The sequence below is a fragment of the Hyalangium minutum genome (assembly GCF_000737315.1).
GTDB lineage: Bacteria > Myxococcota > Myxococcia > Myxococcales > Myxococcaceae > Hyalangium > Hyalangium minutum.
The window spans coordinates 41,497-66,613 of sequence record NZ_JMCB01000020.1; the positions used below are offsets into that span (position 1 = coordinate 41,497).

Annotated in this window: 16 protein-coding genes and 1 pseudogene; 5 read left to right on the forward strand and 12 right to left on the reverse strand. The window is 68.6% G+C overall.

Annotated features, from left to right (window positions below):
- Positions 1-28: 28 nt before the first annotated feature.
- From DB31_RS36620 to DB31_RS36635, 4 genes are all read right to left on the reverse strand, one after another.
- Positions 29-2,830, reverse strand: a complete 2,802-nt coding sequence (locus DB31_RS36620) for a DUF4215 domain-containing protein (protein ID WP_052420542.1) — start codon at positions 2,828-2,830, stop codon at positions 29-31.
- Between the two features lie 8 nt (positions 2,831-2,838).
- Positions 2,839-3,834 (reverse strand): hypothetical protein, encoded by a 996-nt coding sequence (locus DB31_RS36625; protein WP_044197157.1) that lies wholly within the window; start codon positions 3,832-3,834, stop codon positions 2,839-2,841.
- Between the two features lie 28 nt (positions 3,835-3,862).
- Entirely contained in the window at positions 3,863-6,904 is a 3,042-nt protein-coding gene (locus DB31_RS36630; RefSeq protein WP_044196890.1) for a serine/threonine-protein kinase, read from the reverse strand.
- Between the two features lie 194 nt (positions 6,905-7,098).
- Positions 7,099-8,763, reverse strand: a complete 1,665-nt coding sequence (locus DB31_RS36635) for an NHL repeat-containing protein (RefSeq protein ID WP_240487074.1) — start codon at positions 8,761-8,763, stop codon at positions 7,099-7,101.
- 176 nt (positions 8,764-8,939) lie between these two features.
- Between DB31_RS36635 and DB31_RS36640 the strand changes: the two genes are divergently transcribed.
- A complete protein-coding gene (locus DB31_RS36640) occupies positions 8,940-10,067 on the forward strand; it encodes a serine/threonine protein kinase (RefSeq protein WP_075306407.1) in 1,128 nt (375 codons plus the stop codon).
- Positions 10,068-10,530: 463 nt separating this feature from the next.
- On the opposite strand, the gene DB31_RS36645 is transcribed toward DB31_RS36640, so the two are convergent.
- Positions 10,531-12,447, reverse strand: a complete 1,917-nt coding sequence (locus tag DB31_RS36645) for a ribonuclease R family protein (protein WP_044196894.1) — start codon at positions 12,445-12,447, stop codon at positions 10,531-10,533.
- 132 nt (positions 12,448-12,579) lie between these two features.
- Between DB31_RS36645 and DB31_RS36650 the strand changes: the two genes are divergently transcribed.
- From DB31_RS36650 to DB31_RS36660, 3 genes and pseudogenes are all read left to right on the forward strand, one after another.
- Positions 12,580-13,467: a zinc metalloprotease gene (locus DB31_RS36650; protein ID WP_044196896.1), complete on the forward strand. Its 888-nt coding sequence runs from the start codon at positions 12,580-12,582 to the stop codon at positions 13,465-13,467.
- Positions 13,468-13,596: 129 nt separating this feature from the next.
- On the forward strand, positions 13,597-14,856 hold the full coding sequence (locus tag DB31_RS36655; RefSeq protein WP_044196898.1) for a metallophosphoesterase: 1,260 nt from the start codon (positions 13,597-13,599) through the stop codon (positions 14,854-14,856).
- Positions 14,857-14,951: 95 nt separating this feature from the next.
- Positions 14,952-15,641: pseudogene (locus tag DB31_RS36660) on the forward strand (ammonia-forming cytochrome c nitrite reductase subunit c552).
- Positions 15,642-15,908: 267 nt separating this feature from the next.
- Here DB31_RS36660 and DB31_RS36665 read toward each other — a convergent pair.
- The 4 genes from DB31_RS36665 to DB31_RS36680 all read right to left on the reverse strand — a co-directional run bounded on the left by DB31_RS36665 (position 15,909) and on the right by DB31_RS36680 (position 20,914).
- Entirely contained in the window at positions 15,909-16,943 is a 1,035-nt protein-coding gene (locus DB31_RS36665) for a pirin family protein (RefSeq protein ID WP_044197161.1), read from the reverse strand.
- Between the two features lie 144 nt (positions 16,944-17,087).
- A complete protein-coding gene (locus DB31_RS45585; RefSeq protein WP_052420544.1) occupies positions 17,088-19,046 on the reverse strand; it encodes an ATP-binding protein in 1,959 nt (652 codons plus the stop codon).
- A 35-nt stretch (positions 19,047-19,081) separates the two neighbouring features.
- Positions 19,082-19,852 (reverse strand): xanthine dehydrogenase accessory protein XdhC, encoded by a 771-nt coding sequence (xdhC, locus tag DB31_RS36675; RefSeq protein ID WP_044196899.1) that lies wholly within the window; start codon positions 19,850-19,852, stop codon positions 19,082-19,084.
- A gap of 24 nt (positions 19,853-19,876) precedes the next feature.
- Positions 19,877-20,914 carry a 6-phosphofructokinase gene (locus DB31_RS36680; RefSeq protein ID WP_044196902.1) on the reverse strand — a complete coding sequence of 346 codons (1,038 nt, stop codon included), beginning with the start codon at positions 20,912-20,914 and terminating at the stop codon, positions 19,877-19,879.
- A 337-nt stretch (positions 20,915-21,251) separates the two neighbouring features.
- Between DB31_RS36680 and nagB the strand changes: the two genes are divergently transcribed.
- Positions 21,252-21,989, forward strand: a complete 738-nt coding sequence (nagB, locus tag DB31_RS36685) for a glucosamine-6-phosphate deaminase (RefSeq protein WP_044196904.1) — start codon at positions 21,252-21,254, stop codon at positions 21,987-21,989.
- Positions 21,990-22,015: 26 nt separating this feature from the next.
- Here nagB and DB31_RS36690 read toward each other — a convergent pair whose 3' ends face one another.
- Genes DB31_RS36690 through DB31_RS36700 form a run of 3 tightly spaced genes read right to left on the reverse strand, consistent with a single transcriptional unit; the run spans position 22,016 to position 25,057 of the window.
- Entirely contained in the window at positions 22,016-22,615 is a 600-nt protein-coding gene (locus tag DB31_RS36690) for a hypothetical protein (RefSeq protein WP_044196906.1), read from the reverse strand.
- A gap of 13 nt (positions 22,616-22,628) precedes the next feature.
- Complete coding sequence (locus tag DB31_RS36695) at positions 22,629-23,249, reverse strand: hypothetical protein (protein WP_157232350.1); 621 nt, start codon at positions 23,247-23,249, stop codon at positions 22,629-22,631.
- A gap of 32 nt (positions 23,250-23,281) precedes the next feature.
- Complete coding sequence (locus DB31_RS36700; protein ID WP_044196910.1) at positions 23,282-25,057, reverse strand: vWA domain-containing protein; 1,776 nt, start codon at positions 25,055-25,057, stop codon at positions 23,282-23,284.
- Positions 25,058-25,117: the final 60 nt, after the last annotated feature.

Here is a 25,117-nt window from a genome sequence, read left to right on the forward strand (position 1 = left end):
GGGCGTTACACCTCGGGAGACAGGGGCACTACTGGCAGGTGTTCGTCGTGGTGCTGCACGTGCCGGAGGAGCAGTCGTCGTTTTGCGCGCACCCGGTGCCCGCGGCGCAGTCCAAGCCACCACCGCCGGACATGCCGCTGACCGTCAGACGGGAGCTGGAGGCATTGGTCAGGATGTTCTGGTTGCCGCGAGCGCCTGGGAGATCATTGGTGAGGTCCACGTTGGCGCCCGAGACCACGGCGGTGATGCGCAGTTCCGTGGTCACGGCGTTGATGGCGGCGGCGGTCGCCACCGCATAGCTGTTGTTCGAGTTGGCTGCCGAGACATTGATGGGTTTGTTGGCGCCCGTGACGCTCCCATCCCGGTCGAACTCGAAGACCAGCGCGGGATTGACGCCGTCCGAAATCGTGAACGTGTTGCCCGAGATCTGGGTGTAGTTGACCATGGTGACGCGCCCGGTGGCGGCGGTGAGCCGGTTCTGGGTACACGTGGCGTTGCAGGTGCCGCAGGCGTTGTTGTTGCCGTCGTCACACGTCTCGGTGCCATTGAGGACGCGGTCACCGCAGTAGGGCCCGTTGAGGTTGAGCACGGTGGTGCAGGCGGCGTTGCACCGGGCGCACGTGGGCGTGCCGTAGGGGCAGGAGGTCTCCGTAATGGTGTTGCCGTCGTCGCACGTCTCGGGGCCATTCACCGTGCCGTCGCCGCAGCGGGGGCCCGAGAGGTTGAGCGTGGTGGAGCACGAGGCATCGCACTGGGTGCACGAGGCCGTGCCGTAGGGGCAGGAGCTCTCGGTGGTGTTGTTACCGTCGTCGCACGTCTCGGTGCCGTTCTGAGTGCCGTCGCCGCAGTAGGCGCCAGTGAGCGAGATGGTGGCAGAGCACGTAGCGTTGCACCGCGTGCACGTCGGGCTGCCATAGGGGCACGAGGTCTCCGTGGTGGCATTGCCGTCGTCACACACTTCAGGGCCGTTCACCGTCCCGTCGCCGCAGCGGGGGCCGGTGAGGTTGAGCGTGGTGGAGCACGAGGCATCGCACTGGGTGCACGAGGCCGTGCCGTAGGGGCAGGAGCTCTCGGTGGTGTTGTTGCCGTCGTCGCACGTCTCCGGGCCATTCCGGGTGCCGTCGCCGCAGTAGGCGCCGGTGAGGGTCAGCGTGGCCGCGCAGGAGGCGTTGCACAGGGTGCAGTTGCGCGTGCCATAGGCACACGCTGTCTCGGTGGTGTTGTTGCCGTCGTCGCACGTCTCCGGACCGTTGACGGCGTTGTCGCCGCAGTAGGCGCCGGTCAGCGTCAGCGGCGTGGAGCACGAAGCATCGCACTTCGTGCAGTTGCGCGTGCCGTAGTCACAGGCCGTCTCGGTGGCGTTGTTGCCGTCGTCGCACGCTTCGGGGCCGTTCCGGGTGCCGTCGCCGCAGTAGGCGCCGGTGAGAGGCAGCGTGGCCGCGCAGGAGGCATTGCACAGGGTGCAGGTGCGTGTGCCATAGGCGCACGCCGTCTCCGTGGTGTTGTTGCCGTCGTCGCACGCCTCGGGGCCATTGGTGATGTTGTCGCCGCAGTAGGGGCCATTGAGGTTGAGCGGCGTGAGGCAGTCCGCGGTGCACTTCGTGCAGTTGCGCGTGCCGTAGTCGCAGGCGTTCTCGGTGGTGTTGTTGCCGTCGTCACAGGCCTCGGGACCGTTGGTGATGGTGTCGCCGCAGAAGGGGCCCGTGAGGGGCAGCGCGGCCGAGCAATCCGCGTTGCACTGGGTGCAGGTGCGCGTGCCGTAGGAGCAGGTGGTCTCCGAGGTGGTGTTGCCGTCGTCGCACGCCTCCACCGCCGGTCCCTGCCGATCCTGGAAGCCGTCGCCGCAGCGGTTCAGCCTGCACGTGGTGAGGCAGTCGTCGTCGTTGCTGGAGTTGGCGTCGTCGCACGCCTCCCCGGCCACCGTGTTGCGCTTGCCGTCGCCGCAGTTGGAGAGGGTGCAGTCGCTGTTGCAGGTGACGGTGCTGGCGCCCACGCTGGGCACCTCGCACTCCTCGCCCGCGGCCGGGTTGACGATGCTGTCGCCGCACACGGGCAGCGTGCAGTCCAGGTCGCACGGCGTCGAGGTGTCTCCGTAGTCGCACTCCTCGACGCGGGGCTCCTCGGTGTCCTTGAAGCCGTCACCGCACCGGGCCAGCAGGCACTGGTTGTTGATGGACACGCAGTTGTCCGTGTTGACGGTGTTGCCGTCGTCGCACTCTTCATCCGGGTCGCGCGTGTTGTTGCCGCAACCCTCGCCGGACTTGCAGTCGGAGCTGCAGCCGTCGCCGCTCAGGGTGTTGCCGTCGTCGCACACCTCGCCCGTGATGGTGTCCTCCACCCCGTTGCCGCACGTCTCATTCGAGCGGCAGTTGGCGCTGCAGCCGTCTCCGGACTGGATGTTCTTGTCATCGCAGACCTCGCCCACGGCGGTGTCCACGGTGCCATTGCCACACAGCTCCGTCGACTTGCAGTTGCTGCTGCAGCCGTCCTTGTCCCGGGTGTTCCCGTCGTCGCAGACCTCGCCCACGGCCAGGTCCACCTTGTCGTTGCCGCAGCGCTCGTCCGAGGAGCAGTCCTTGCTACAGCCATCCCCGTCCACGATGTTGCCGTCGTCACAGACTTCGCCCGAGTCGACGACGCCGTTGCCGCAGGCCGTCTGGATGCAGATCGGCTGGTTGGCGGCGCATGTCTGGCCTTCGGGGCACACGAGCCCGTTGGGGCAGAGGACGCTTGCGGGCTCGAAACAGGAGGCCAGCGGAAGGGCCAGGAGCACCAGCGCCAGCAGGCCCCTTGGGCCGCTGCCGGCAGGTGCGGGGGTAACGCGGTTCATAAACACCTCTAGAAACGGAAGGTCGCCAGGAGGCCGCCCTCGCGGCCACTGACCACGGGCGTGATGCTCACGCCCTGCGGGCTATCGGCTTCATCCACGCTGATGCGGTAGGCCTGCGGACGGTTGATGTAGAGGAGGATGGCGCCCGTGACGACAGCGGCTCCGCCGACGGCGTAGGCGCCGAATGCCAGTTGCTGCTGGCTGTCCCCACGAGTGCGCATGTCCGTGACATCCGGAGTGGGCACACAGCCTCCGCACTCGGCGATGCGGGTGTCGAAGTCCTCGTAGCTCCCCTTGGCTTGCATGTGGAGCGCGCCGCCGGCCAGCGCGACGGCGGCACCGGCGCCCACCACGGCCCAGGGTCTCCAGGCCGCCCAGCGCCGCTGGTACCGGGTGAGGTCCTCGGCGGTGTACAGCTTGAGGGCCAGGGTGGTCTTCTCACCGGCAGGCAGCGTACGGCTCAGGTTGGTGGGGGCCTGGCCCTCCTTGGCGGCGACGAAGGTGTGCGCGCCGGGGCGCACCAGCCCCTCGTAGCGGCCCGGGGCCGTGAAGAGGACCTTGCCATCCAGCGACACGGTGGCGCCGGTCTCCTCGCAGGTGATTTCCACTTGGGCCAGCTGCTTCTCCACCAGCGCCTTGTAGGTGCGGGCGTGCTCCATCTTCTCGGTGTCCAGCGGTGCCACGCCGTACTTCAGGGCGGCCACCAGGTGCTCGTGCACCTCGAGCGGCTGGTCGAGGTTCAGCAGCGCCAGCGCCAAGTTGTAGTGAATGGCCGGGTGGTCCCACAGAGCGAGCGCCTCGCGGTATTTCTCCGCGGCCTTCACGAAGACGGACTCCTTCAGCAGGGTATTGCCGGCCCGGAACAGCTCGAGCGCCTTCTTCTGCTGGTCCGGGGGAACGCCACGCGCCCACGGGCGCTCGTCGCCAGAGCTGGCCTGCTGCGCGGACGCGGGTCGCGCGCCCAGCATCACGAGCGCCAGCACCGCGGCCAGAGGGACTGCCATGCTGCTCTTCACCTTCTTCACAAAGCCCTCACTTCAGGTCGTCAATCACCGGGCTGCCCAGCTGGTTCTGGAGGCGCTGCACGCGCTCCTGCTCGCGGCGCAGCAGGTTCTGGAGCTGCTCCGCGGCGCGGATGGCCTCCTGCTTGGCAAGCAGCGCCTCCGACGCGTTCTGCTCGGCGTTCTTCTTGGCGTACTTGGCGCGCCACTGGGCGATCTTCGCCTTCTTCAGCGCGTCCAGCAGCTCGGTGTTCTTGGTCTGCAGCTCGTCGTTGGCCACGGCCACCTGTGCGTTGGCGGCCTCGGCCTCCTCCTGCGCCTTCTGCCGCTCCAGCTCCTTGGCCTGCACCTCGGCGAGGCGCTGCTTGGCCTCGGCCTCGGCCGCCTTCGCCGCCGCCTCGGACTGGCGCGCCTGGCCCTCGGCCACCTTGGCCACCACTGCCTGCTTCTCGGCCTCCTGCTGCGCCTTGCGGATGACGACGAGCGCCACCGCCGAGATCGCCACCAAGATCACCAGGAACGCCACGCCGCCACCCACCAGCGCCCGCTTGCGCCGCGTGGACTTGGCCGCCTGCGCGAACACCGCGTCGAGGAAGTCCTGCTGCACCTGCGGCAGCTCGCCGTGGTAGCGCCGCTTGAAGCGCTGCGCTTCTTCCACCACCTCGCCGCGCCAGAGCAAGTCATTGTCCCGGCCCTTCGCGTGCCACTGCCGCGAGGCGTTGCGCAGCTGCTCCAGGAAGCCCGAGTCCTCCTGGCCCTCGTCCAGCCAGCGCTTGAGCGTGGGCCAGCTGTGGATGAGGGACTCGTGGACGATCTCCACCGTGGCGCCCATGGCGCCGCCGCCTGTCTGCACCACCAGGAGGCGCGCCTGCACGAGGTGGTCCGTGAGCACCTGTATCTCCGAGGCGTCCTTCGTCAGCTCGCGCAGCTCGTCCATCGAGACGATGGCGCGCGTGCGCTCGGGGGTGACGAGCCGCAGGAACACGGAGCGCGCCAGCCCGCGGGCCTGGAAGGGCAGCTCGGCGAGGATGCTGTCGGCGTGGCTGGCCAGCGCACCGGCGATGCCACCCATGGACTCGTAGCTCTCGGAGGTGAGCAGCCGGCGCGAGGCATCGCGGTGCTCCCACAGCTGCGTGGCGGCGAACTGGAGCAGCGGCAGCGCGCCCTGGGTGGACTCCAGGTGCTGCAGCATGTTCTCCACCATGGAGGGCGTCTCGAAGCGGTAGCCCGCCATCTCGGCGGGCTGCACGAGCGCGTCCTTCAGGCCCTCGCGGCCGGGCGCGTTCAGGAAGAACAGGCCCTGGCTCAGCTCGGACATGAAGCGCTCGTCCTCCGGCACCCGGTCCAGGAAGTCCGAGCGGATGGAGAGCACCACGCGGATGGGCGACGTCGCATCGTCCGCGATGCCAGAGAGGCACGCGGTGAAGGCCATGCGCTCGCTGGAGTCCGGCACCAGCGTGTAGAGCTCCTCGAACTGGTCCACGAAGACCAGAATCTTGCGGCGCTCGCGGCGGGCGCGGGTGCGCAGCACGGAGCCCACGTAGCCGGGCTCGTTGCGCAGGCGCTCCACCAACTGCTGCTGCGCAGCGACGTCCTCGTTGATGGTGGTGGACGAGCCCACCATGGGCGCGACGATGTTGGCCAGCGCGGACAGCGGGTTGCGGCCGGGACGGATGACGAGCGCCTCCCAGGCCTCGCCCGAGCGCTTGAGCACGGGCACCAGGCCCGCGCGCACGAACGAGGACTTACCGGCGCCCGACGGGCCCACCACCGCCACCAGCGGCTGCACGCCGATGCGGTTCACCAGGGCGGCAATCTCGCGCGAGCGGCCGAAGAAGCGATCCGCGTCCGCCTCCTGGAAGGAGGAGAGGCCCGCGTATGGGCTCTCGTCCATGCGCAGCTCGCGGGTGTAGCGGCCCGGGAGGAAGGGCTCCAGGGCGCGCAGCAGCGTGGCCGCGTCCGGGATGCGCTGATCCTTCGGCTTGATGAGGCTGCGGTCGATGACGTCCGCCAGCGCCGGGTCCACGTCCGAGGCCATGTCGCGCAGGCGCGGCATTGGCTCGCCCAGGTGCGCGGTGACCGAGAGCTGGGGGCCTCGCAGCGGATCCAGCGGGTGCTTCCCGGCGATCATCCGGAACAACATGATGCCCGCGGCCCAGATGTCCGTGCGGTGATCGACCTTGTCACCGCCGCGCCACTGCTCCGGCGACATGTACGGCAGCGTGCCCATGATGGCGCCGCGCCGGGTGAGGTTGGAGATGTCCTCGCTCAGGTTCAGCGCGCCCACCGCGGGGGGCATGGCGGCGGCTGCGGCGGCGGCCTGCGGAGACAGCTCCTGCTCGTGCTCCAGCGGATGCTCGGGATCCTGCAGCACCTTGGCGATGCCGAAGTCCAGCACCTTGATGGTGCCGGACTCGGTGACGATGATGTTGTCCGGCTTGAGGTCGCGGTGGACGATGCCCTGCGCGTGGGCGGCGGCCAGGGCGCGCACCACGGGGACCATGATCTCCACGGCGCGGGCGGGCGGCAGGCGCTGGCCGGCGATGACCTTGTTGAGCGGCTGGCCCTGCAGGTACTCCAGCACCATGAACGGGTTGCCGCGGAACTCGCCCACCTCGTAGATGATGACGATGTTCTCGTGGCTGCAGCGCGCGGTGGTGCGGGCCTCGAGGATGAAGCGCTTCGTCACCTCGGGGTTGGTGGAGTGGAGGAACTTGATGGCGACGCGGCGGCCCAGGCGGGTGTCGCGCGCGAGGAAGACGGTGCCCATGCCGCCGCTGCCCAACTCGCGGATCAGCTCGTAGTGCTGCACGCGGGTGCCGACGGAGGGCATGCTGCCCGGGCCCGAGTGCTGGGTGTCCTCATTCGTGGGGTTGTGGGAGGAGTGGCCATCGCCCGTGGACGGGCGGGAGTTCTCCTGGAAGCGCTGCGAAGGGTTGGCGGTGTCAGGAGCGAAGAGGGCGTCCATGTCGGCCGCCTGCGTGCGATCCTCCACCACGTTGGGCGCGCTTCGGGCCGCCCCTGCACCGGCCTGGGGAAAACCGCTCCTGGCTCCGGCTTCGCTCTTGTTCATCGCTGGTGACTTCCCTTCGGAGGCGGTGACGCACAAGGCCAAGGCCCGGCCGCATTCGCCGGACCCGGCCCGAGGACAGGCCAGCGCCACATGGACCTACAACGAGGGCATTTTCGTTCAGCAGCGGTCAGATCCACAAGTATGCGGCCATGGCCCGGGGTAGGCCAGTCTGCTCGCTCTGCTTGCGCCCGGACTCACTGGCTCTCGAAGACGAGCACGCGGTTGTTGTCGGTATCCGTCACCACCACATGGGGTGCAGCCAGGGACACGCCGCGGGGCTGGTAGAGGCTGCGGCCGCTGGGGCGCGTTCCGGAGGAGGGATCTCCGCGGTTACGGGAGATGAAGTCCGGCTGCCCGAGCACGGTGTTGGCGGGCTGGCCGTTCGCCGTGGGCCACGCATTCCACAGCAGGACGCGGGAGTTCTCGGTGTCGGCCACGAAGAGCTGCTGGCCGGTGGCGCTGAGGCCGGTGGGAGAGTTCATGCGCGAGCTCGTCGTGGCTGCGGTACGGGAGGTGAAGTCCGGCTGCCCGATGACGAGGTCCGCGGGCTGGCCATTCGTGGTGGGGAATTGGTTCCAGATGAGGACGCGGTTGTTGGAGCTGTCGGAGACGGCGAGGCGGGTGCCATCGGTCCAGACGCCCTCCGGGAAGAAGAGGGTAGAGGCGGTGGCGGTGCCGTCCGGGGTGCCGTCGCCGTTGGGGTCATTGCCGGCGCACGACGTAAAAGAGGTCTGCCCGAGCACGAGGTTCGCGGGGGCTCCGTTGATGGTGGGCACGGTATTCCAGATGAGGACACGGTGCTGGAAGGTATCCGCCACCACCACCTTGCCCTGGGCGAGGGACACAGCCCCCGGCGCCTGGAGTCCGCTCGCGGTGCATGCGCCATTGGCGGTGTCGAAGCCCTCCTGTCCGAGGACGAGGTCCGGCAGCGGCGCGGTGCCGGTGGGCAGCGCTTGGTGGAGCAGGATGCGGTTGTTGGAGGCATCCGCGACGGCCAGGCGGGTTCCATCGCTGGAGAGGCCATAAGGACCGGAGAGCCCACCGCGCGCGGTCGAGGCAGTGGCGCTCGTCAGGTCCGGCTGGCCGAGGACGAAGCTGGCGCTGGCCCCGTTTTCCGAAGGCAGGCCGTCGAAGCCGAGGATGCGGTTGGAGCCGACATCCGAGACATAGAGCTTGCCGCCCTGGAACACGGCGTTGCCCGCGGGGCCGTCCATCGTGGTGGCGCTGGGGGTGAACTCTCCTTGGTTAGTAGCGCCGAGGGTGAAGTCGCTCTGCCCGAGGACGCGGATGGCGGACGCGAAGGTGTCGAATCTGAACTCCGGCGAGCACTGCACGGCGAGGGCGGTGACATCCCCGGACACCGTGCCGTTGCCGTTGGTGAGGGTGCAGCGGTGGCCCTTGGGCTGGGCCACGAGGCTCACCGCGTAGATGTGGCCCGAGGTGAACTGGGCCTTGAATGTGAAGGGACCGCTTCCGTTGACGGTGAGCGTCTCACCGCCTTCGAGGCGCAGCTGGAGCGAGCCATTGAGGCCCGTCACCGTTCCTCCGAGCGAGTGCGTGTTCTGTACGCAGGTGACCTGGACGTTGGTGACGTCCGCGCCGTTGACCTGGCCAGAGGCGTTCTGGAGGGTGCACTCCTGGTCGTCGGGCGGAGTGGTGAGCGCCACCGTGTAGGAGCTCTGGTTCTCGAACTCGGTCTGGAAGGTGAAGGCGCCATTGGCGCTTCGGGTGAGGCGCTCCGAGCCATTGAGCTGGAGCGTGAGCGATGCCGTCAGTCCGGTGATCGTTCCTCCCACATGGAACTTCGGGGCGGGCGAAGGCGGATCGTCATCGCCACATGCACCGAGGAGTACAGCCATCCCCACGAGGCCAAGCCATTTGCGGTCCATCGGGTGACGATGCCACGCGACGCGGGAGAGGGAAAGTCAACGGCTGGACTCCGTAGCCCCTCGTACTGTGCGTGTCAGCACAGAGGGGCCAGTTGGCGGGGTAGGCAGACTCCCTCCTGAGTGTCCTCGGATCCAGCTTGTCCCGGATGCGACTGGGCCGGTACGAACTGATCCGAAAGCTTGCCAGGGGCGGGATGGCGGAGCTGTTCCTCGCCCGGGCGGAAGGTCCTGGGGGATTCGCGAAGACGCTGGCGCTCAAACGCATTCTCCCAAACCTGGCGGAGGATCCCGCGTTCGTGGCCATGTTCCTGAGCGAGGCGCGGCTGGCCTCGCGGCTCCACCACACGAACCTGGTGCAGATCTTCGACTGTGGGAAAGCGGAGGGTGGCTACTACCTGGCGATGGAGTACATCGACGGGCCCAACCTGCGGGGGCTGGGGCGGTGTGCGAGCGGGCTGGGCGTTCCCTTTCCGCTGGAGCTCTGCGCGTGGATCATCGCCGAGGCGTGTGAGGGCTTGTCGCACGCGCACGAGTTCTGCGATCCGGGGACGCAGAAGCCGCTGGAGCTGGTGCACCGGGACGTGAGCCTGGACAACATCCTGGTGTCTCGGGAGGGCTCGGTGAAGGTGGTGGATTTTGGTATCGCGAAGGTGGCGGACCAGGTGCACCGGACACAGACGGGCATCATCAAGGGCAAGCTCACGTACATGCCGCCCGAGCAGCTGCGGGGCAAGAAGCTGGACCGGCGGGTGGACGTGTACGCGCTGGGAGTGGTGCTCTACGAGCTGCTCACGAGCCGCAAGCCGTTCGACGCGACGACGGAGGCGAGCATTGCGAAGGCGATCCTCTTCGAGCCGTTGGTTCCGGCGGTGAAGCGTCGGCCGGACCTACCCAAGGCGCTGCAGGTGATTCTGGATCGGGCGCTGGCGAAGGACCGGGAGCAGCGTTATCCGGACTGCCGTGCGTTCCAGGCGGACCTGGAGCGCTTCATTCGTGCGCAGCGCAAGCCCATGGGCTCGGCGCAACTGGCGCGGTTCGTGGAGCGGGTGATGGGCCCTCCGGCGGTGGAGCCGCCTTCGATGCCTCCGCATGCACCGCCTCGAGCAGCGCTGGTGGAGACGCGGGCATCGAGCCCGCGGCGCAACGTGGTGAGCACCTCGGAGAGCATGAGGGCGCCGAAGCTGTCCACGGAGGCATCGGCTCTAGAGAGCGAAGCGGAGACAACCGAGCAGCTGGCAACGACAGAGCTTCTGGCCGCGCCCTATCAGGGCTGACAGCCAGGAGCGGGAGGTCACCAGCCGCAGGAGCACGGCTCTTGCGAGCACGTGCCCCTGCGGCGACAGCCCACTCAACATGCTGTCGGCAGGCCTCGCCAGCGAACCAGCAACCCCCCCCATGCTGGCGCAGCTCTGCCTGGTGAATCACTTTCTCGTCGGGTTCCGTTGCTCCTACAGCTGCGTCGCCGCGAGGCTCGAGCGCGACCTCACGGAGGAGAATCCCGTACCGGAAGTGGAAGCAGAGACCAGAGGGCGGTTGGGTTCATGTTCCGGTTTCGTGCAGGTGAGGAAGTGTCTCCGGGCCCACGCCGCCGCCGATCACCACACCACCCACGCCGCCGACTTCAGTCGGAGACAGGCAAGACGGGTAAATAAGGCCGGTCGTGGAGAACGGAAGTGCCCTGCCCTCGGAGGCAATACCTGTGTTGAACCGGACGCTCGCCTTCTCGGGATTCGAGACTCAGCTCACCAGAGTGAACTCGATGCGGCCCAGCAGCTCGTCCGTGGAGCTCACCTTCACCTGCAGCGGCATGCCGATGCTGAACGTCTTCTCCGCGCTGATCAGCGACGTCTCGCGCGCGTCCGGCCGGTAGGGGCCGCCCGGCAGCGCATCCATCGGCACCACGCCCTCCACCAGCATGTCGTCCAGCTGGACGATCAGCCCGAACGGCTTCACGCGCGTAATCCGTCCCAGGTACGTCTTGCCTACATGCGAGGCCATCAGCCGCGCCTCGAGCATGCGGTGGCGATCCTGCTCCGCCCGTGAGGCCGCCCGGGCCCGCTCGTTGATGTGCACGGCCAGCTGCTCCACGGCCGGATCCTGGTGCATGAAGTCCCGGCGCCCGCGCAGGTACTGCTTGAGCGTGCGGTGGACCACCAGATCCGCGTACCGCCGGATGGGCGAGGTGAAGTGCAGGTACCACTTCGCCGCCAGCCCGAAGTGTCCCGAGGGCACCACCGTGTAGCGCGCCAGCCCCAGCGAGCGCCGCAGCACCGCGCGCAGCGCCGGCTCCGCCGTGCAGCCGGAGATCTGCTTGTCGAACGCCGCCAGCGCCAGCGGCGTCAGCCGCCCCCCGAAGCCCGCCGCGAACCCCGAGTGCTGCGCGAACGCCGCCAGGTCCGCCACCCGCTGCGGATCCGGCTCGTCCTGGATGCGGTAGAGCCCCGGCAGCCCGCGCGCCAGCATCCACTCGCCAATGGCCTCGTTGGCCGCCACCATGAAGCGCTCAATCAGCTTGTGCGCGGACGTGGGCCGCACGTTCTCGATGCCGGACACCTGGCCCGTCTCGGCGTCGAAGGTGAAGCGCGCCTCTTCGCGAGCCATCTCCATGCCGCCGCGCCCCGCCCGCGCCACCGCCAGCCGCGCTGCCGCCGCGCGGAACCACGGCATGGCCTCCTTCACCGGCTCCATGGCCGGAGACACCCGCCCCTTGTCCAGGAAGTCCGCCACCTCGTCGTAGTTCAGCCGCGCCCACGAGCGGATGAGGCTCTCGTACACGTCCGCCGCCGTGACGCGCCCCTCGGCGTCGATGCGCAGCTCCACCGTGAGGCACCGCCGCTCCTCGCGCGGCACCAGGCTCAGCCAGTGCGCCGACAGCTCCTCGGGCAGCATGGGCAGCACGTGGCCCGCCAGGTACACGCTCGTGGCCCGCTCGCGCGCCGCCGCGTCCAGCACCGAGCCCTCCGTGACGAACTCCGCCACATCCGCGATGGACACCAGCAGCCGCAGCGCCCCATCCGCCCCCGCCGGCAGCACGGAGATGGCGTCATCAATGTCCCGCGTGGAGGGCGCATCCACCGTGACGGTGGGCACCTCGCGCAAGTCCCGGCGCGCCCCCAGCGCATGCGGTATTGCCTGGGCCGCCCGCGCCGCTTCCACCACCTCGGGCGCGAAGTCCCGCCGCAGCCCGTGCCGGGCGATGACGCGCTCGATGGAGCGGTCCGCCCCTGGCTCCAGCTTGTAGACGGGCACCACCTTGCCCTCGGCCACGCGCGCCACCACCGCGTCCCCGGGCTGTACCGCCACGCCGCCCGGCTCCAGCGGCCAGTCCGTGTTCGCCACCTCCTTGTCGATGCGCAGGTACGCAGCGCCCTTGCGCGTCACCACCTCGCCGAACACCTGCTCCCGCGTGCGCTGCACCAGTGAGAGCCCACTCGCCGCCCACCGCCCATCCGTGCCCTGGCTCACCGTCGCGGAGACGACATCTCCCGCCAGGAACGCCGACAGCTCCGGCGGCGGAATGAACGCGGACAGCACCTCTCCCGAGGGCGGGGGCGTGGCCACCAGAAAACCGAATCCACGAGGGTGGATGTCGATGCGCCCTGTGACAGAGCGTGAAGCAGAGGTGTTACTGGGGAGAGGAGTGAGCTGTGACATTCGCGCCAGAACCTACCATTGAGATAGGTGGGTAAATTGTATTATTACAAAATAAGCTGATTACACTGTTGACACCGGCTCGTTTGAAAGACAAGTATTCGCGCCATCCCCCCATTTTCCAAGGAGTCGGGAATGTTGCGTGGTTTCAACTGGAAGAGCGGCCTGGTGGTCGGTGCGATGGTGGCCTTCACGGGCTGTACGCAGTCGGAGAGCCAGGAGCAGCAGCCCGCACCGACACAGCAGGAGGCGGCTCCGGCGGCGCGCGGGTGCGCCACGCAGGATCTGAGCCAGGAAGAGCAGAACTTGGTCGAGGCGACCCTGCGTGAGACGCGCAGCCAGATGGCGGCCAACGGCTCCATCACCATCAACGTGTACTGGCACGTCATCAACAACGGGACGGGAATTGCCAACGGCGACCTTCCCCAGTCGCAGATTGACGACCAGATTGCCGTGCTGAACGCGGCGTACGCGAACACTCCGTTCAAGTTCGCCCTGGCGAGCGTGGACCGCACCACCAACGCCACCTGGTACACCTCCAGCGGCGGCACCTCCGAGACGCAGATGAAGAACGCGCTGCGCAAGGGCACCGCGGACGACCTGAACGTCTACTCGAACAACATGGGCGGCGGCCTGCTGGGCTGGGCGACCTTCCCCTCGTCCTACACGTCCTCGCCGAAGCTGGACGGCGTGGTCATCCTGTATTCGTCCGTGCCGGGCGGCACCGCGGCGCCGTACAACCTGGGTGATACGGCGACCCACGAGATCGGCCACTGGCTGGGCCTGTACCACACGTTCCAGGGCGGCTGCGCCAAGAACAACGATGGTGTGGATGACACCCCGCAGGAGAAGTCGCCTGCGTACGGTTGCCCCGCCGGCCGCGACACCTGCACGCGTGACACGGGTGCGGACCCCATCTACAACTTCATGGACTACACCGACGACAGCTGCATGAACACGTTCACCACGGGCCAGCGCACGCGCATGGACTCCATGTGGACGTCGTACCGCCTGGGCAAGTAGTCATCGCCTGAGCAGGTGCTCATGAACGCCGGGGTGCTCTGTGCACCTCGGCGTTTTCATTTCGTCCGTGGCGGCCCCTGGCGAACCCGCGCGTTGAGCGCCCAGGCGGATGTTCTAGGATCGCCGCCCATGACGCGCGCCCCCCCGGACCCCAGCAAGGCCCGCCACCCCGTGGCCTACCTCTCGGACGTCGAGGGCATCTGGGAGAAGCTCGTCAGCTTCTGCCAGGACAACCCGCACGTCTCTCTCGAGGAGGGGGAGCGGCTCCAGGTCCAGCCGGGCGCCACGTTCGTGTTCGGCGGGGACGCCATCGACCGGGGGCCCGCCGGGCGCCGGGTGGTGCGGGTGCTGCTGGAGGCATGGCGGCGGCAGCCCTCGCAGGTCGTGCTGCTCGCGGGCAACCGGGACATCAACAAGCTGCGCCTGGTGCGCGAGCTGAGAGGACACCCGCCTCCCCGGATGCCTCTCGAGGTGCGCGAGGCCTCCCGTCCCGCGCAGCTGCGGTGGATCTTCGAGAACTCCATGGGCGCACGCGGGGCCTTCGCGTTCCGCCACGCGGAGCTGGCCAGCACGGGCGCCTCCGTCAGTGACGAGGAGGTGGTGGACAGCTTCCTGGAGGACCTGGGCCCTGGAGGACTGCTGCGCGACTACCTCTTCGCGTGCCGGCTGGTGCACCGCATCGGCAACACGCTCTTTGTCCACGGTGGGGTGCACGAGCAGAGCGTGGGGCGGGTGCCCTCGCGCGAGCCGGTGCGGGACGTGGACGCCTGGGGCGAGGCCCTCAACCACTGGTACGCGGAACAGCTCGAGGCCTTCGCCGAGCACCGCCTCGATTCGGAGGGCACGCCCGTCTGGCAGGCGCTCATCGCCTACCAGGCGCCCACTCCCGGCGAGCGCATGAACAAAGGCAGCGTGGTGTACGGCCGCATGGCCGACGAGCACAACCATCCCACGCTGCCCGCTCAGCCCTTGAGGGACACGCTGCGCCGCGTGGGCATCCACCGCGTCGTGGTGGGCCACACGCCGAGCGGGGACAGCCCCTCGGTGGTGCGCGCCGAGGGCTTCGAGCTCATCTGCGCGGACAACTCCTATGGCCGCGTCGAGGGCGCCTCGCAGCTCTTCATCCGGGACGACAGCGTGTACGTGCAGGGCCGCGCCAGGTTGGACGGCGGGCAGCTGGAGCACGTCCGCTTCCAGCTCGCGCTGGAGGATGACGCCTCGTGGATCGGCCGGCAGGTGGTGGACACCGGCCAGCTGGTGAAGGGACCGCTGGAGAGCGGGAGCTGGCTGCTGTTCCGGGCCCTGCCGCAGCAGCGCGTCGAGCAGCTCTCGCTCGCCCCGGATGCGCTCGCGGAGCGGAGCCTGGGCCTGGCGCGGACCGGACCCTGAGCCCCGCTCTGCTGCTCTGGGTCAGAGCACTCACCCGGAGAGGGGCTGCGGCCCGGCTGCTTGTACCACCCGCGCTCTGCGACGTGAACCCGTCGATGTGGGCCGGCTATGCCTTCGCCAAGGACTTCCGCTGCGGCCAGTGCCACGACGAGTACTACTTCCAGGGCAAGGAGAAGCGGCTCACGTACCCGTGGGACAAGGGCCTGAAGATTGAAAACATCCTGGCCTACTACGAGGAGAACGGACACAAGGACTGGACGCACGCGCTCACCGGGGCGCCGGTGCTCAAGGCCCAGCACCCCGAGTTCGAGATGTGGAACCAGGGCATCCACGCGCGCTCGGGCGTGGCGTGCGCGGACTGCCACATGCCGTACCAGCGCGTGGGCGCGCTGAAGATCAGCGACCACCACGTGCGCAGCCCGCTGCTCAACATCAACCGGGCGTGCCAGCCGTGCCACCACTTCTCCGAGGAGGAACTGCGCTCTCGCGCCGAGGCCATCCAGGAGCGCACCTTCAAGCTGCGCAACCAGGCGATGGATGCGCTGGTGGGGCTCATCACGGACTTGAAGGCGGCGAAGGACGCGGGCCGGCCGGACGCGGAGCTGGCCCCGGTGTAGGCGCTGCAGCGGCGCGCGCAGTTCATGTTGGACTTCATCGAAGCAGAGAACTCCATGGGCTTCCACGCGCCGCAGGAGGCCGCCCGGGTGCTCGCCGAGTCCGCCAACCTGTCGCGCCAGGGGCAGATCCTCCTGAGGGATCCGAAGTTCCAGCCTCAGGTGCCCTGATGTGCGACGCCAGGCCCTAGAAACACGAAGAGGGCCCCCCTTTTCAGTGGGACCCTCTCCGGCCAACTCACCCGGCTACCCCCTCACTGGTAGACGGGCGGGGCGAACTGCAATTCGTCTGGTTCTTGTTCCGCGAGCCAAGCCATGAGCAAAGCGCGGGCCAATCGGTAAATCCTTGAATTGACGAGAGTGCAGTGAAGCCGCCGGGCCGAGTGGAGTGGACATGCGTATTCCAGGTGTCCTCGTTTGGGACACCCCCCTCGCGCTTCAGGCCGGGCGCTCGGTGCGGCCGTCGGCGTGACGCGCGAACCGGCCCTCTTCCCGCGGGTGGACAGGATCCTCGCTCGGCCACGGCCAGCCGCCGAAGCGCGTACGTTGGAAGTCGATGTAGGCCTGCTGGATCTCCGCCCGCGAGCTCATCACGAACGGCCCGTGCTGCACGATGGGCTCCTGGATGGGGCGGCCTTGCAGCATCAGCAGCTCCACCTCGTCCGGGCCGCCCTCCAGGGGTGCCTCCACCTCGGCGCGGAGCGTGAGGGCCTGGGCCGGAGGAATGGCGCGGCCACCCACGCGCAGCCCCGTGCCTCGGAAGAAGTACAGGGTGCGGTTCGTGCCGGGGCTTGCCGCGGGCAGCGTCCACCGGGCGCCGGGGCTCAGCTTGAGGGTCCAGATGGCCACGTCCGTGTCGGGACGGGACGCCCAGGACTTGGGGGGAGGGGAGAGCGGGCGCTGCTCGCCCAGCCGGCCGGCGATGACAGTCACCTCCGTGGTCCGCCCCGCGTCGTCCCGCGCCACGTGCCTGGGGATGAGGTTGTTCCACAGCATGGCGAAGTGGGGCTGGGCGAACTTGTCCTCGCGCGGCAGGTTGAGCCAGATCTGGAAGAGCTCGAGCGGGTTGGCCTTCTCGCGGCTCGTCAGCGGGAACATCTCCGAGTGGAGGATGCCCTGGCCCGCCGTGAGCCACTGCACGTCGCCGCCGCCATAGCGGGCCGCCGCCCCGAGCGAGTCCGAGTGGTCGAGCAGGCCCTGGCGGACCACCGTCACCGTCTCGAAGCCCCGGTGGGGGTGCGAGGGGAAGCCCGGCACGGACATGCCGTGGTACATGCGCCAGCCGTCCTTGCCCGCGAAGTCCTGGCCCAAGTCCCTCCCCGCCAGTGATGCGGCCGGGCCCATCCGCTCGTTGCCCGCCGGGTAGCGGTCGTCATGGTGGACGCAGAAGAGGAACGGGTTCGGCGTGCGCCACGGGAAGCCCAGCGGCTCCACGCTCAGAATGGGGTCCGGAGCCTGGGGGGCCTTCGAGATGGTGCCCGTCTCCTCACGGCTCTCGGTGACGCGCGAGCATCCCACGGCGGCGGTTGCTCCCGCCGCGACAATCACCTTCAGCGCATCTCTCCGGGTCACATCACTCACGCGGCACCTCAGTTCTCCTGTTGCCCACGCGCGAGTCTACGCAGGCCTTCCTGGGTCCTCAATCCGCGACGGGCGCGGGGCGTTCAGCTCAAGGGGGGAGAGGGGCAGCTCCAGGGTGAAGGTGGCGCCCTGGCCGGGCCCGGAGCTGCCGCACGACAGCCGGCCTTGCATCTCCTCGGCCGCCAACGCGCTGATGTGCAGCCCGAAGCCATGGCCGTCCTTCTTGGTGGTAAAGCCCTGGCTGAACATGCGTGGCAGGTTCTCCGGCACAATGCCCATGCCGTTGTCCTGCACTTCGATGCGCAGCCGGTTCCCTTCGGGCGAGCGCAGCACTCGGATGGTCAGGTGCTTCTCCGGCGCCGGGCTGCCCACCAGCGCATGCCGCGCGTTGCTCAGCAGGTTCACGAGGATCTGCAGCAGCTTGTGCCGGTCCACGAGGATGGGGGGAACCTGGGCGTATTCGCGATCGATCTGAATGCCCAGCCGCTCGAAGGAGACGGCGTGCAGGCGCAGCGCCTCGTCGATGAGCTGGGGCACGGCCAGCTCCTCCACCGTGCCGCCCGCGCGCGCGTGCTTCTGCTGCATGCTGACAATGGACTTGATGTGCTCCACGCTCTCGCCCAGCGCGCGCATCTCCCGCATGACGCCGTCCCGCTCTTCCTGGAGCTCGTCCGACAGGGCGATGAGGTAGGGAGGGAGCTTCCGTCCCTGCGGATCCTGCGAGAAGAAGGCGGGGAAGTCCGAGGCGTGCTCGCGCATCAGCTGAGCGGCCTTGGCCAGGTTGGAGAGGCGGGACTTGCGCAGCTGGTCCAGGACGACGCCCGTGGAGATGTTCACGCTGTTGAGCGTGTTGCCCACGTTGTGCAGCACCCCCGTGGCGATCTCCGCCATGCCCGCCTGCCGGGAGACGTCCACCAGCGTGCGGTGCATCTCTCCCAGGCGGGACTCGGCCTCCTTGCGCGCGGTGATGTCCCGGCTGAAGATCGTGATGCCCAGGGGCTGGCCGTCCTCGCCCAGGATGGGGTTGATGCTGATGTCCATCATCTCGTTCCCGGTCCTGACCATGGGCTGCTCCTCGAAGCGCAGCCGCCGGCCTTGGAGCACCTGGGTGATGCGGGCCGCCCACGCCTCCCGGACCTCCGGAGGCGCCTGGACGAAGAAGTCGTGCCCCGGCTGCAGCTCTCTGCCGTAGAGCTGGCGGTAGCGCTGCATGGCCGCCGCGTTGGCGGTGAGCAGGTTGCCCTGGGGATCCAGGGAGACGATCAGGTCATCCGTGCTGTCGATGACGCTGCCGAGCTGGCTCTCGCGCTTGCGGAGCACCTTCAGGGTGCGCTCGAGCGTTGTCTGGGCCGCGTCCTTCGCGGTGCTGTGCAGCACACCCAGCACCCAGGCCCCCAGGAAGGCGATGCCCGCGATGCCGTACGAGAACCAAAGCTTGGTGGTCTCCGGCCCCGGGAGCACGTGGCCCGCTGTCACCCGGTAGAGCGGTTGGCCCAGGCCCAGCGAGAGGCACAGGAACAAGGTGAAGAGGAGTCCCAGGCGGGGGCCCACCAGGTACACGGCGAGTGCTGGCAGCAGCATCGTCACCGCGTGGGTTCCGCCCCGGGGGTTCGGGTCCATGTAGATCATCCCCACCAGGCCCACCGTCATGGTCGCCAGCAGGAGTATCGCGGGCGCGGTGATCGTGTGGCCCTGGCGGGTCAGCACGAGGACACTCAGGTAGAGCAGGCTGACGATGACGGCGGGGGTTACGGGCTGACTCATCTCGATCAGCCACAGCACGACGACGGCGTTGAGCAGGAACAGGAAGCAGGCGGCGCCGGCCAGGATGCGGTGGCGGACGAGGTCCGCGGGAGAGGCCTTGCGCAAGGGCTCGGACAGCAGGGCGTCCAGGAGCCCGAGCAGCCAGGGTGTCTTCTCGGGGGGCAGCGAGGGGGAAGCCAGGGGAGCGGCGGGCTCGGGAGGGCTGGACGGAAGTGCGGGCAGAGTCGACATGTCTCGGGACGGCGAAGAAGAGGGGGCGAGCGCCGCTATCTGCGCGGCTGGCCGGCGCGGCGGACCTGGACGAGCTCGGCAATGATGGAGACGGCGATCTCCTCGGGCGTCAGCGCGCCGATGGGCAGGCCCATGGGCGAGTGGATGCGATCGAGCGCCGCCTGCTCCGCGCCTCCCGCCTCGAGCCGCATGCGGAAGCGCTCGGCCTTGCGGCGGCTGCCAATGACGCCCAGGTAGGCCGAGGGCTTGTTCAGCAGTGCCTCCACCACGGCCTGATCCAGCGGGTGGTCGTGCGTGGTGACGCAGAAGTACTCCTGGGGGCCACCCGCCACTGCGCGCGCGTGGTCCGCGGGATCCTTCACGAGCACCTCACAGCCCGGGAAGCGCTCGGCGCTGGCCCACTCGGGGCGGGCGTCCACCACGGTGACGCGGAAGCCCACCTTGGAGGCCAGCGCGGCCAGCTCCTTGGCCACGTGCCCGGCGCCGAACACGGTGAGCCGCACCGGGGCTCCGTGCTTCTCCAGGAACACCTTCATCCGGCCGCCGCAGCACATCCCCAGCTCGTGGGTCAGGTGCGTCTCAATGATGCGTGTCTGCTCCGGGGCCTCGAGCAGCGCGAGCGCAGCCTGGATGATCTGGTGCTCGATGGCGCCGCCTCCCACCGTACCCCGCAGGGAGCCGTCCCCGAGCACGACCATCTTCGAGCCCGGCTTCTGCGGCGTGCTGCCGGCGCTCTCGATGACGGTGGCGAGGACGAAGGGGCGGCCTTCCGCGGCCAGGGCTCCGAGCTCGGCGTACAGGTCCATCAATCCCGCCCCCGGCGCGAGCGCCTATCCGAAGAAGACCTGCGCCACTTTGAAGAACTCCTCGGGCACGCGCTTGAGCTCCTTGGTGGCCACTGCCAGATCCTCGCTGATGATCTCGTTGCCGCGCAGGGCCGCCATCTTCCCGAACTCGCCGCGGGCCACCATGTCGCATGCGTGGACGCCGAAGCGCGTGGCCAGCACGCGGTCATGCGCCGTGGGCACGCCGCCGCGCTGGATGTGGCCCAGCACCGACACGCGTGTCTCGAAGCCCGTGCGGCGCTCAATCTCGTGCGCGACGATGCTGCCCACGCCGCCCAGGCGCGGCCGGCCCGCCTCGTCCAGCGCGCCCGAGGTGATGAGCTGCTCGCTCTGGTTCTCGGCCACCTTCACCCGGGTGCCCTCGGCCACCACCACGATGGAGAACGAGCGCCCCGAGGCGTGCCGCCGCTGGATGTGCTCAGCCACCGCGACCAGGTCCGCCGGGACTTCGGGCACGAGGATGACGTCCGCTCCGCCCGCGATGCCCGCGTAGGTGGCAATCCAGCCCACGTGGCGGCCCATCACCTCGCAGACGATGACGCGCTTGTGGGACTCGGCGGTGGAGTGCAGCCGGTCGATGGCGTCCGTGGCGATGGTGACGGCGGTGTCGAAGCCGAAGGTGAAGTCCGTGCCGTTCAAGTCATTGTCGATCGTCTTCGGCACGCCGACGATGCGCAGGCCCTCTTGGGACATGCGGGTGGCGGCGGACAGAGTGCCCTCGCCGCCAATGGCGATGACGGCGTGGATGCCATTGCGCTCCACCGCGCGCTTCACCTTCTCCAGGCCGCCTTCCACCTTGAAGGGGTTGACGCGCGAGGTGCCCAGGATGGTGCCACCCCGGTGGAGGATGCCGGAGGTGGTCTCTCGCGTGAGGCGGAAGTGGTTGTCCTCGAGCAGGCCCTTCCACCCATCTTTCAGGCCCATCATCTCGAAGCCGTGCTCGTTGGCACGGCGCACCACAGCTCGGATGACCGCATTGAGGCCGGGGCAATCGCCCCCGCCGGTAAGAACGGCGACTTTCATATAAGGGTGGTTTCTAGCGCGTGCGAGGGCGAAGCCAAGGAAGGAAATGCCTGGGAGACCCCTGAGAACGTCGCACACCTGTGAAGTCATTCATCCAGGCGGGCATCCGGGGAGTCTCAGGGGTGGGCGCCCACCGGCGAGGCGGACAGCCCCCAGGGGCGCTGGGCCTACAACGGTTGTGGGACAGCGCTCGGACCCAGGTGTGGTGCACTGCGTCATGAACCCAGGAAGTCACATTCTTCCATACCGGAAGGGTTCTTCCCCTGGGGGCCGCTTCTCGTCATAAGAGCGGTGGAACCCTCTCCCACCCCCAGTCCGGGCCTACCCTGCGCATTCCGTGAACGTCCGCGTCTTTGCCTCCGAGCAGGAAGTTGCCGCCGCCTGTGCCGCTCATTTGGCGGGCGCGATTCGGGCTCGGCCCGAGCTGGTGCTCGGGCTGCCCACGGGGCGCTCGCCCATCAACGTGTACCGGGAGCTGGTGGCGGTCCACCAACGAGGCGAGCTGGACCTGTCTCGGGCGACGACGTTCAACCTGGACGAGTTCCTGGGCTTGCCGCCGGACGACCCCACGAGCTTCCGGGCGTACATGGAGCGGCACCTGTTCCAACACGTGAACCTGGCGCCCGAGCGAATCCACTTCTTCGACGGCAGTGCGCCGGACGCGGAGGCGGAGTGCGCGCGCTACGACGCGGCGGTGAACGCGGCGGGAGGGTTCGACGTGGTGCTGCTGGGCATCGGGCCCAATGGGCACATTGCCTTCAACGAGCCGGGGGATTCACTTCGGGCCGCGAGCCACCGGGTGCTGTTGTCGCGCGAGACGCGGCAGACGCTGGCACCGCTGGTGGGGGATGACGCCACGCGGGTGCCGATGGCTGCGCTGACGTTGGGAGTGGCGCCGTTGCTCCAGGCGAAGGAAGTGCATCTGATTGCCTTCGGTGCGAACAAGGCGGCAGTGGTGACGGAGATGGTGCACGGGCCCATCACGCCCCGGTGTCCGGCGTCCTTCCTCCAGTTGCACAAGAACGTGCACCTGTGGCTGGACAAGGTGGCCGCCCGGGGCGTTCAGCACCGCTGAGCCACTCCCGTGACAGCCCGGGAGACTCACCCTTCGTGCAGCGCCTCTTCCAGACGATCCGCAACCTCCAGCCAGGCGATGCGTTCGAGCCGTAGCACGTCTGGATCTCTCGCCATTTGGAGCTGATGGGTGCTGGCGCGAGGATCGTTCTCGCCACTCAGGGTGAGCTGATACCAGAGCGACCACTCCTCAGGGTGCCGTGAGCCCCAGGACTCCGTGCCCTCCGCCATGATTGCGCCTGCGAGCGCATTCACCAGCTCCCTGGCGCATGGCTGCGCATCCCCGAGAAGCCGGCCGGCCTTCCAGAGTGCTTCCACCGCGCTCGTGAAGTTGTTGGCTCCTGGGCCCGCGAAGTCATCCTCTGCCTCAGGCCATGACGTCTTCGCGTGCGAAGAATCTCCATCCGTTGCCTCGATGAACTCGCGAGGCCAATGGACCTGGGGCTGGTGCTTCTCAAAGACAAAGAGTCGGCGCAGGAGATAGTCGCGGGACAGTCCGAGGGCGCGGCGGGGTGAGAGGCGGAGCAGGAGCCTCTCTGATGCTGCACGGCAGCCATTCCAATCTCGTTGCTCGGCGGCATGCCGCAGGGCTCGCAGGTCCTCATTCCATGCTGAAGGGGTCGTCATGCGCCGAGTCCGCCTACCAAGCGATCCCGCACTTGGTCCACAGGAGGGGAGTGGGGTCATTCTCCACGCAACAGGGGCAGCACACGATGGAGCCTGCCCGTTTTCCGTTCCACCGGACGTTGTAGTGCGTGCCCAGGCCTGGGCATGGCCCCTCGGTAGCGCGTTCCGGCTTGTGTAAGGCCAGGGTCTTCTCCCCCAGCCGCTGCTTCATGGCCTCGAGGGCCTGGCGGGGGCTGTGGAATGCGTACAGCTCGGGCAGCTCACGGCACACGGGGTGGTCCGGTAGCTCCGTCGCGCAGGTGCGCCCCTGGGGCTCTTCGAGCTCCAAGTCCACCATGCGGCTGGGGGAGGCGTTGCGGTCCTGCTCCTGCTGCTGTTGAGCCCGGCGCTCGGCGATCTTCTCCTGCAGCCGCGTCGCGGCTTCCCGCGCCACGAGTCCAGCAGCAACGGCTTGAGCCAGATAGGCCTCGGCCTCCTGGAGCGCCCCTCGGGCAATCAACGCCTGGATGTGAAACGTGGCGGAGTCACCGCCCTTGGTCCGGGTCTCCGAGTCCCCTGCCGCCCATGAGCTCAGAGACTCCTCGTTTCTGGCGCTGGGGTCGTGGCTGCACCCCACCACGGCCAACAGCAGCAAGCCCCGAAACCATCTGGCGCATCCACCGCTCATCAGTAGGTTTGCTGCACCCCACCGCTCAGCTGGCCGCCGGAGATGGAACTGCTCCGGAACATCTTCGCCTCGCGCACCCGGCGCAGCAGCGAGACGAACTCCTCGCGATCCTCGAACCCATCCGTCGCGCTCTTCGCGAGCTCTTCCGCCACCGCCAGGCTCCAGTCGCTGGCCTGCGGCGCGCCTCGCAGGATGTCCGCCGTCCCCGCCACCGCCGTGGCGAAGCGCATGTCCGCCGACGTGTCCGCCAGCCGCGCGCCCATCTGCTCGCGAGACACCGAGAAGCTCTGCTCCGCCGCCTCGCTCCCCGAGGGCCTCTTCGCACGCACGCGCACCGTCGCCACCTTCGAGCCCTCTCCCGTCAGCTCCACCTCGTACAGCGCCGTCACGGAGTGGCCCGCGCCAATCTCTCCCGCGTCCACCTTGTCATTGCGGAAGTCCCGGTCCGCGATGTCCCGGTTCTCGTAGCCCAGCAGCCGGTAGCCCCGCACCGCCGCCTTGTCGAACTCCACCTGCACCTTCACATCCTTGGCGATCACCTCCAGCAACCCCGCCAGCTGCTCCTGGAACACCCGCCGCGCCTCCTTGTCGCTGTCGATGTAGTAGCAGTTGCCGTTGCCCTTGTTCGCCAGCCGCTCCATCAAGTCGTCGCGGTAGTTGCCCATGCCGAAGCCGATGGTGGACAGCGTCACGCCCTCCTGCACGTAGCCACGCACGCTCTCCAGCATCGCCTCCGCGTTGCGGTTGCGCCCCAGGTTCGTGTCCCCGTCCGTCAGGACAATGACGCGCGAGACCGTGTTCTCCCCCGCGTGCTTCACCGCCTGCTCGTAGGCCAGCTTCAGCCCATCCCCCATCGCCGTACCGCCCCCGCTGCGCAGCGAGTCCACCGCCGCGAAGATCTTCTGTTGCTCGGAGGCCGGGGTGGGCGGCAGCACCGTGCGCACGTCTCCCGAGTACGTGGTGATGGCCACCGTGTCCGTCTCGTTCAGCCCGTCTACCGCCAGCTTGATGGAGCGCAGGGCCAGCGGCAGCCGGTCGGGCCGGTTCATGGAGCCGCTGACGTCCACCAGGAACACCAGGTGCGTCGACTTGCGCTCACTGCGGCCCAGGCGGCGGCCCTGCAGCCCCACCTTGAGCAGATGCCGCCCCCGCGTGAAGGGAGAGGGCGAGCCCTCCAGGTCCACGTGGAAGTCCCCCTTCGTGGGCGTGGGCAGCCGGTACTTGAAGTAGTTCACCCACTCCTCCACGCGCACCGAGTCCCTCGGCGGCAGCGAGCCCTCGTTCACGTACCGCCGGAAGAGCGCGTACGAGGCCGTGTCCACGTCCACCGCGAACGTGGACAGCGCGTCCTCCACCGTCAGCGTGAAAGGGTTGGGGCGCACCGCCGCGTGCGTGTTGCCCGTGGGCAGCGGCTCCGAGGGCATGGGCGCCCCCAGCGGCGCGGACATACTCGGAGAGATGGCCTGCTCTCGCGGCGCAGGCCTCGCTGCGAGAGGGCCGCTGGTGGCCATGGTTGGAGCCGGGGAGGCGGCAGGGGGCGGCAACGCGTCCGGCGCGATGGAGCCCTCCGATTTCTCCGCGAAGCTCCGCATCATCTTCTTCTGCGAGAGGCTCTCCCCCCGGGTCTGAATGTCGGGAGAGCCCGACAAGGCGGAGGCACTCGCGCCGAACAGGCGCCGGATGTTGCCACCGAACAAGGTGACCGCGAGCACCAGGACCACGGCCGTGATGCCGGTGAAGAGGAGGAGCTTGGACTTGCTGCCGGAGCGCTTCATGGGGGCGGACCTCGCGATGCGGGGCGTGCTGAGAGCATCGCATGGATCTCACACCCCCCG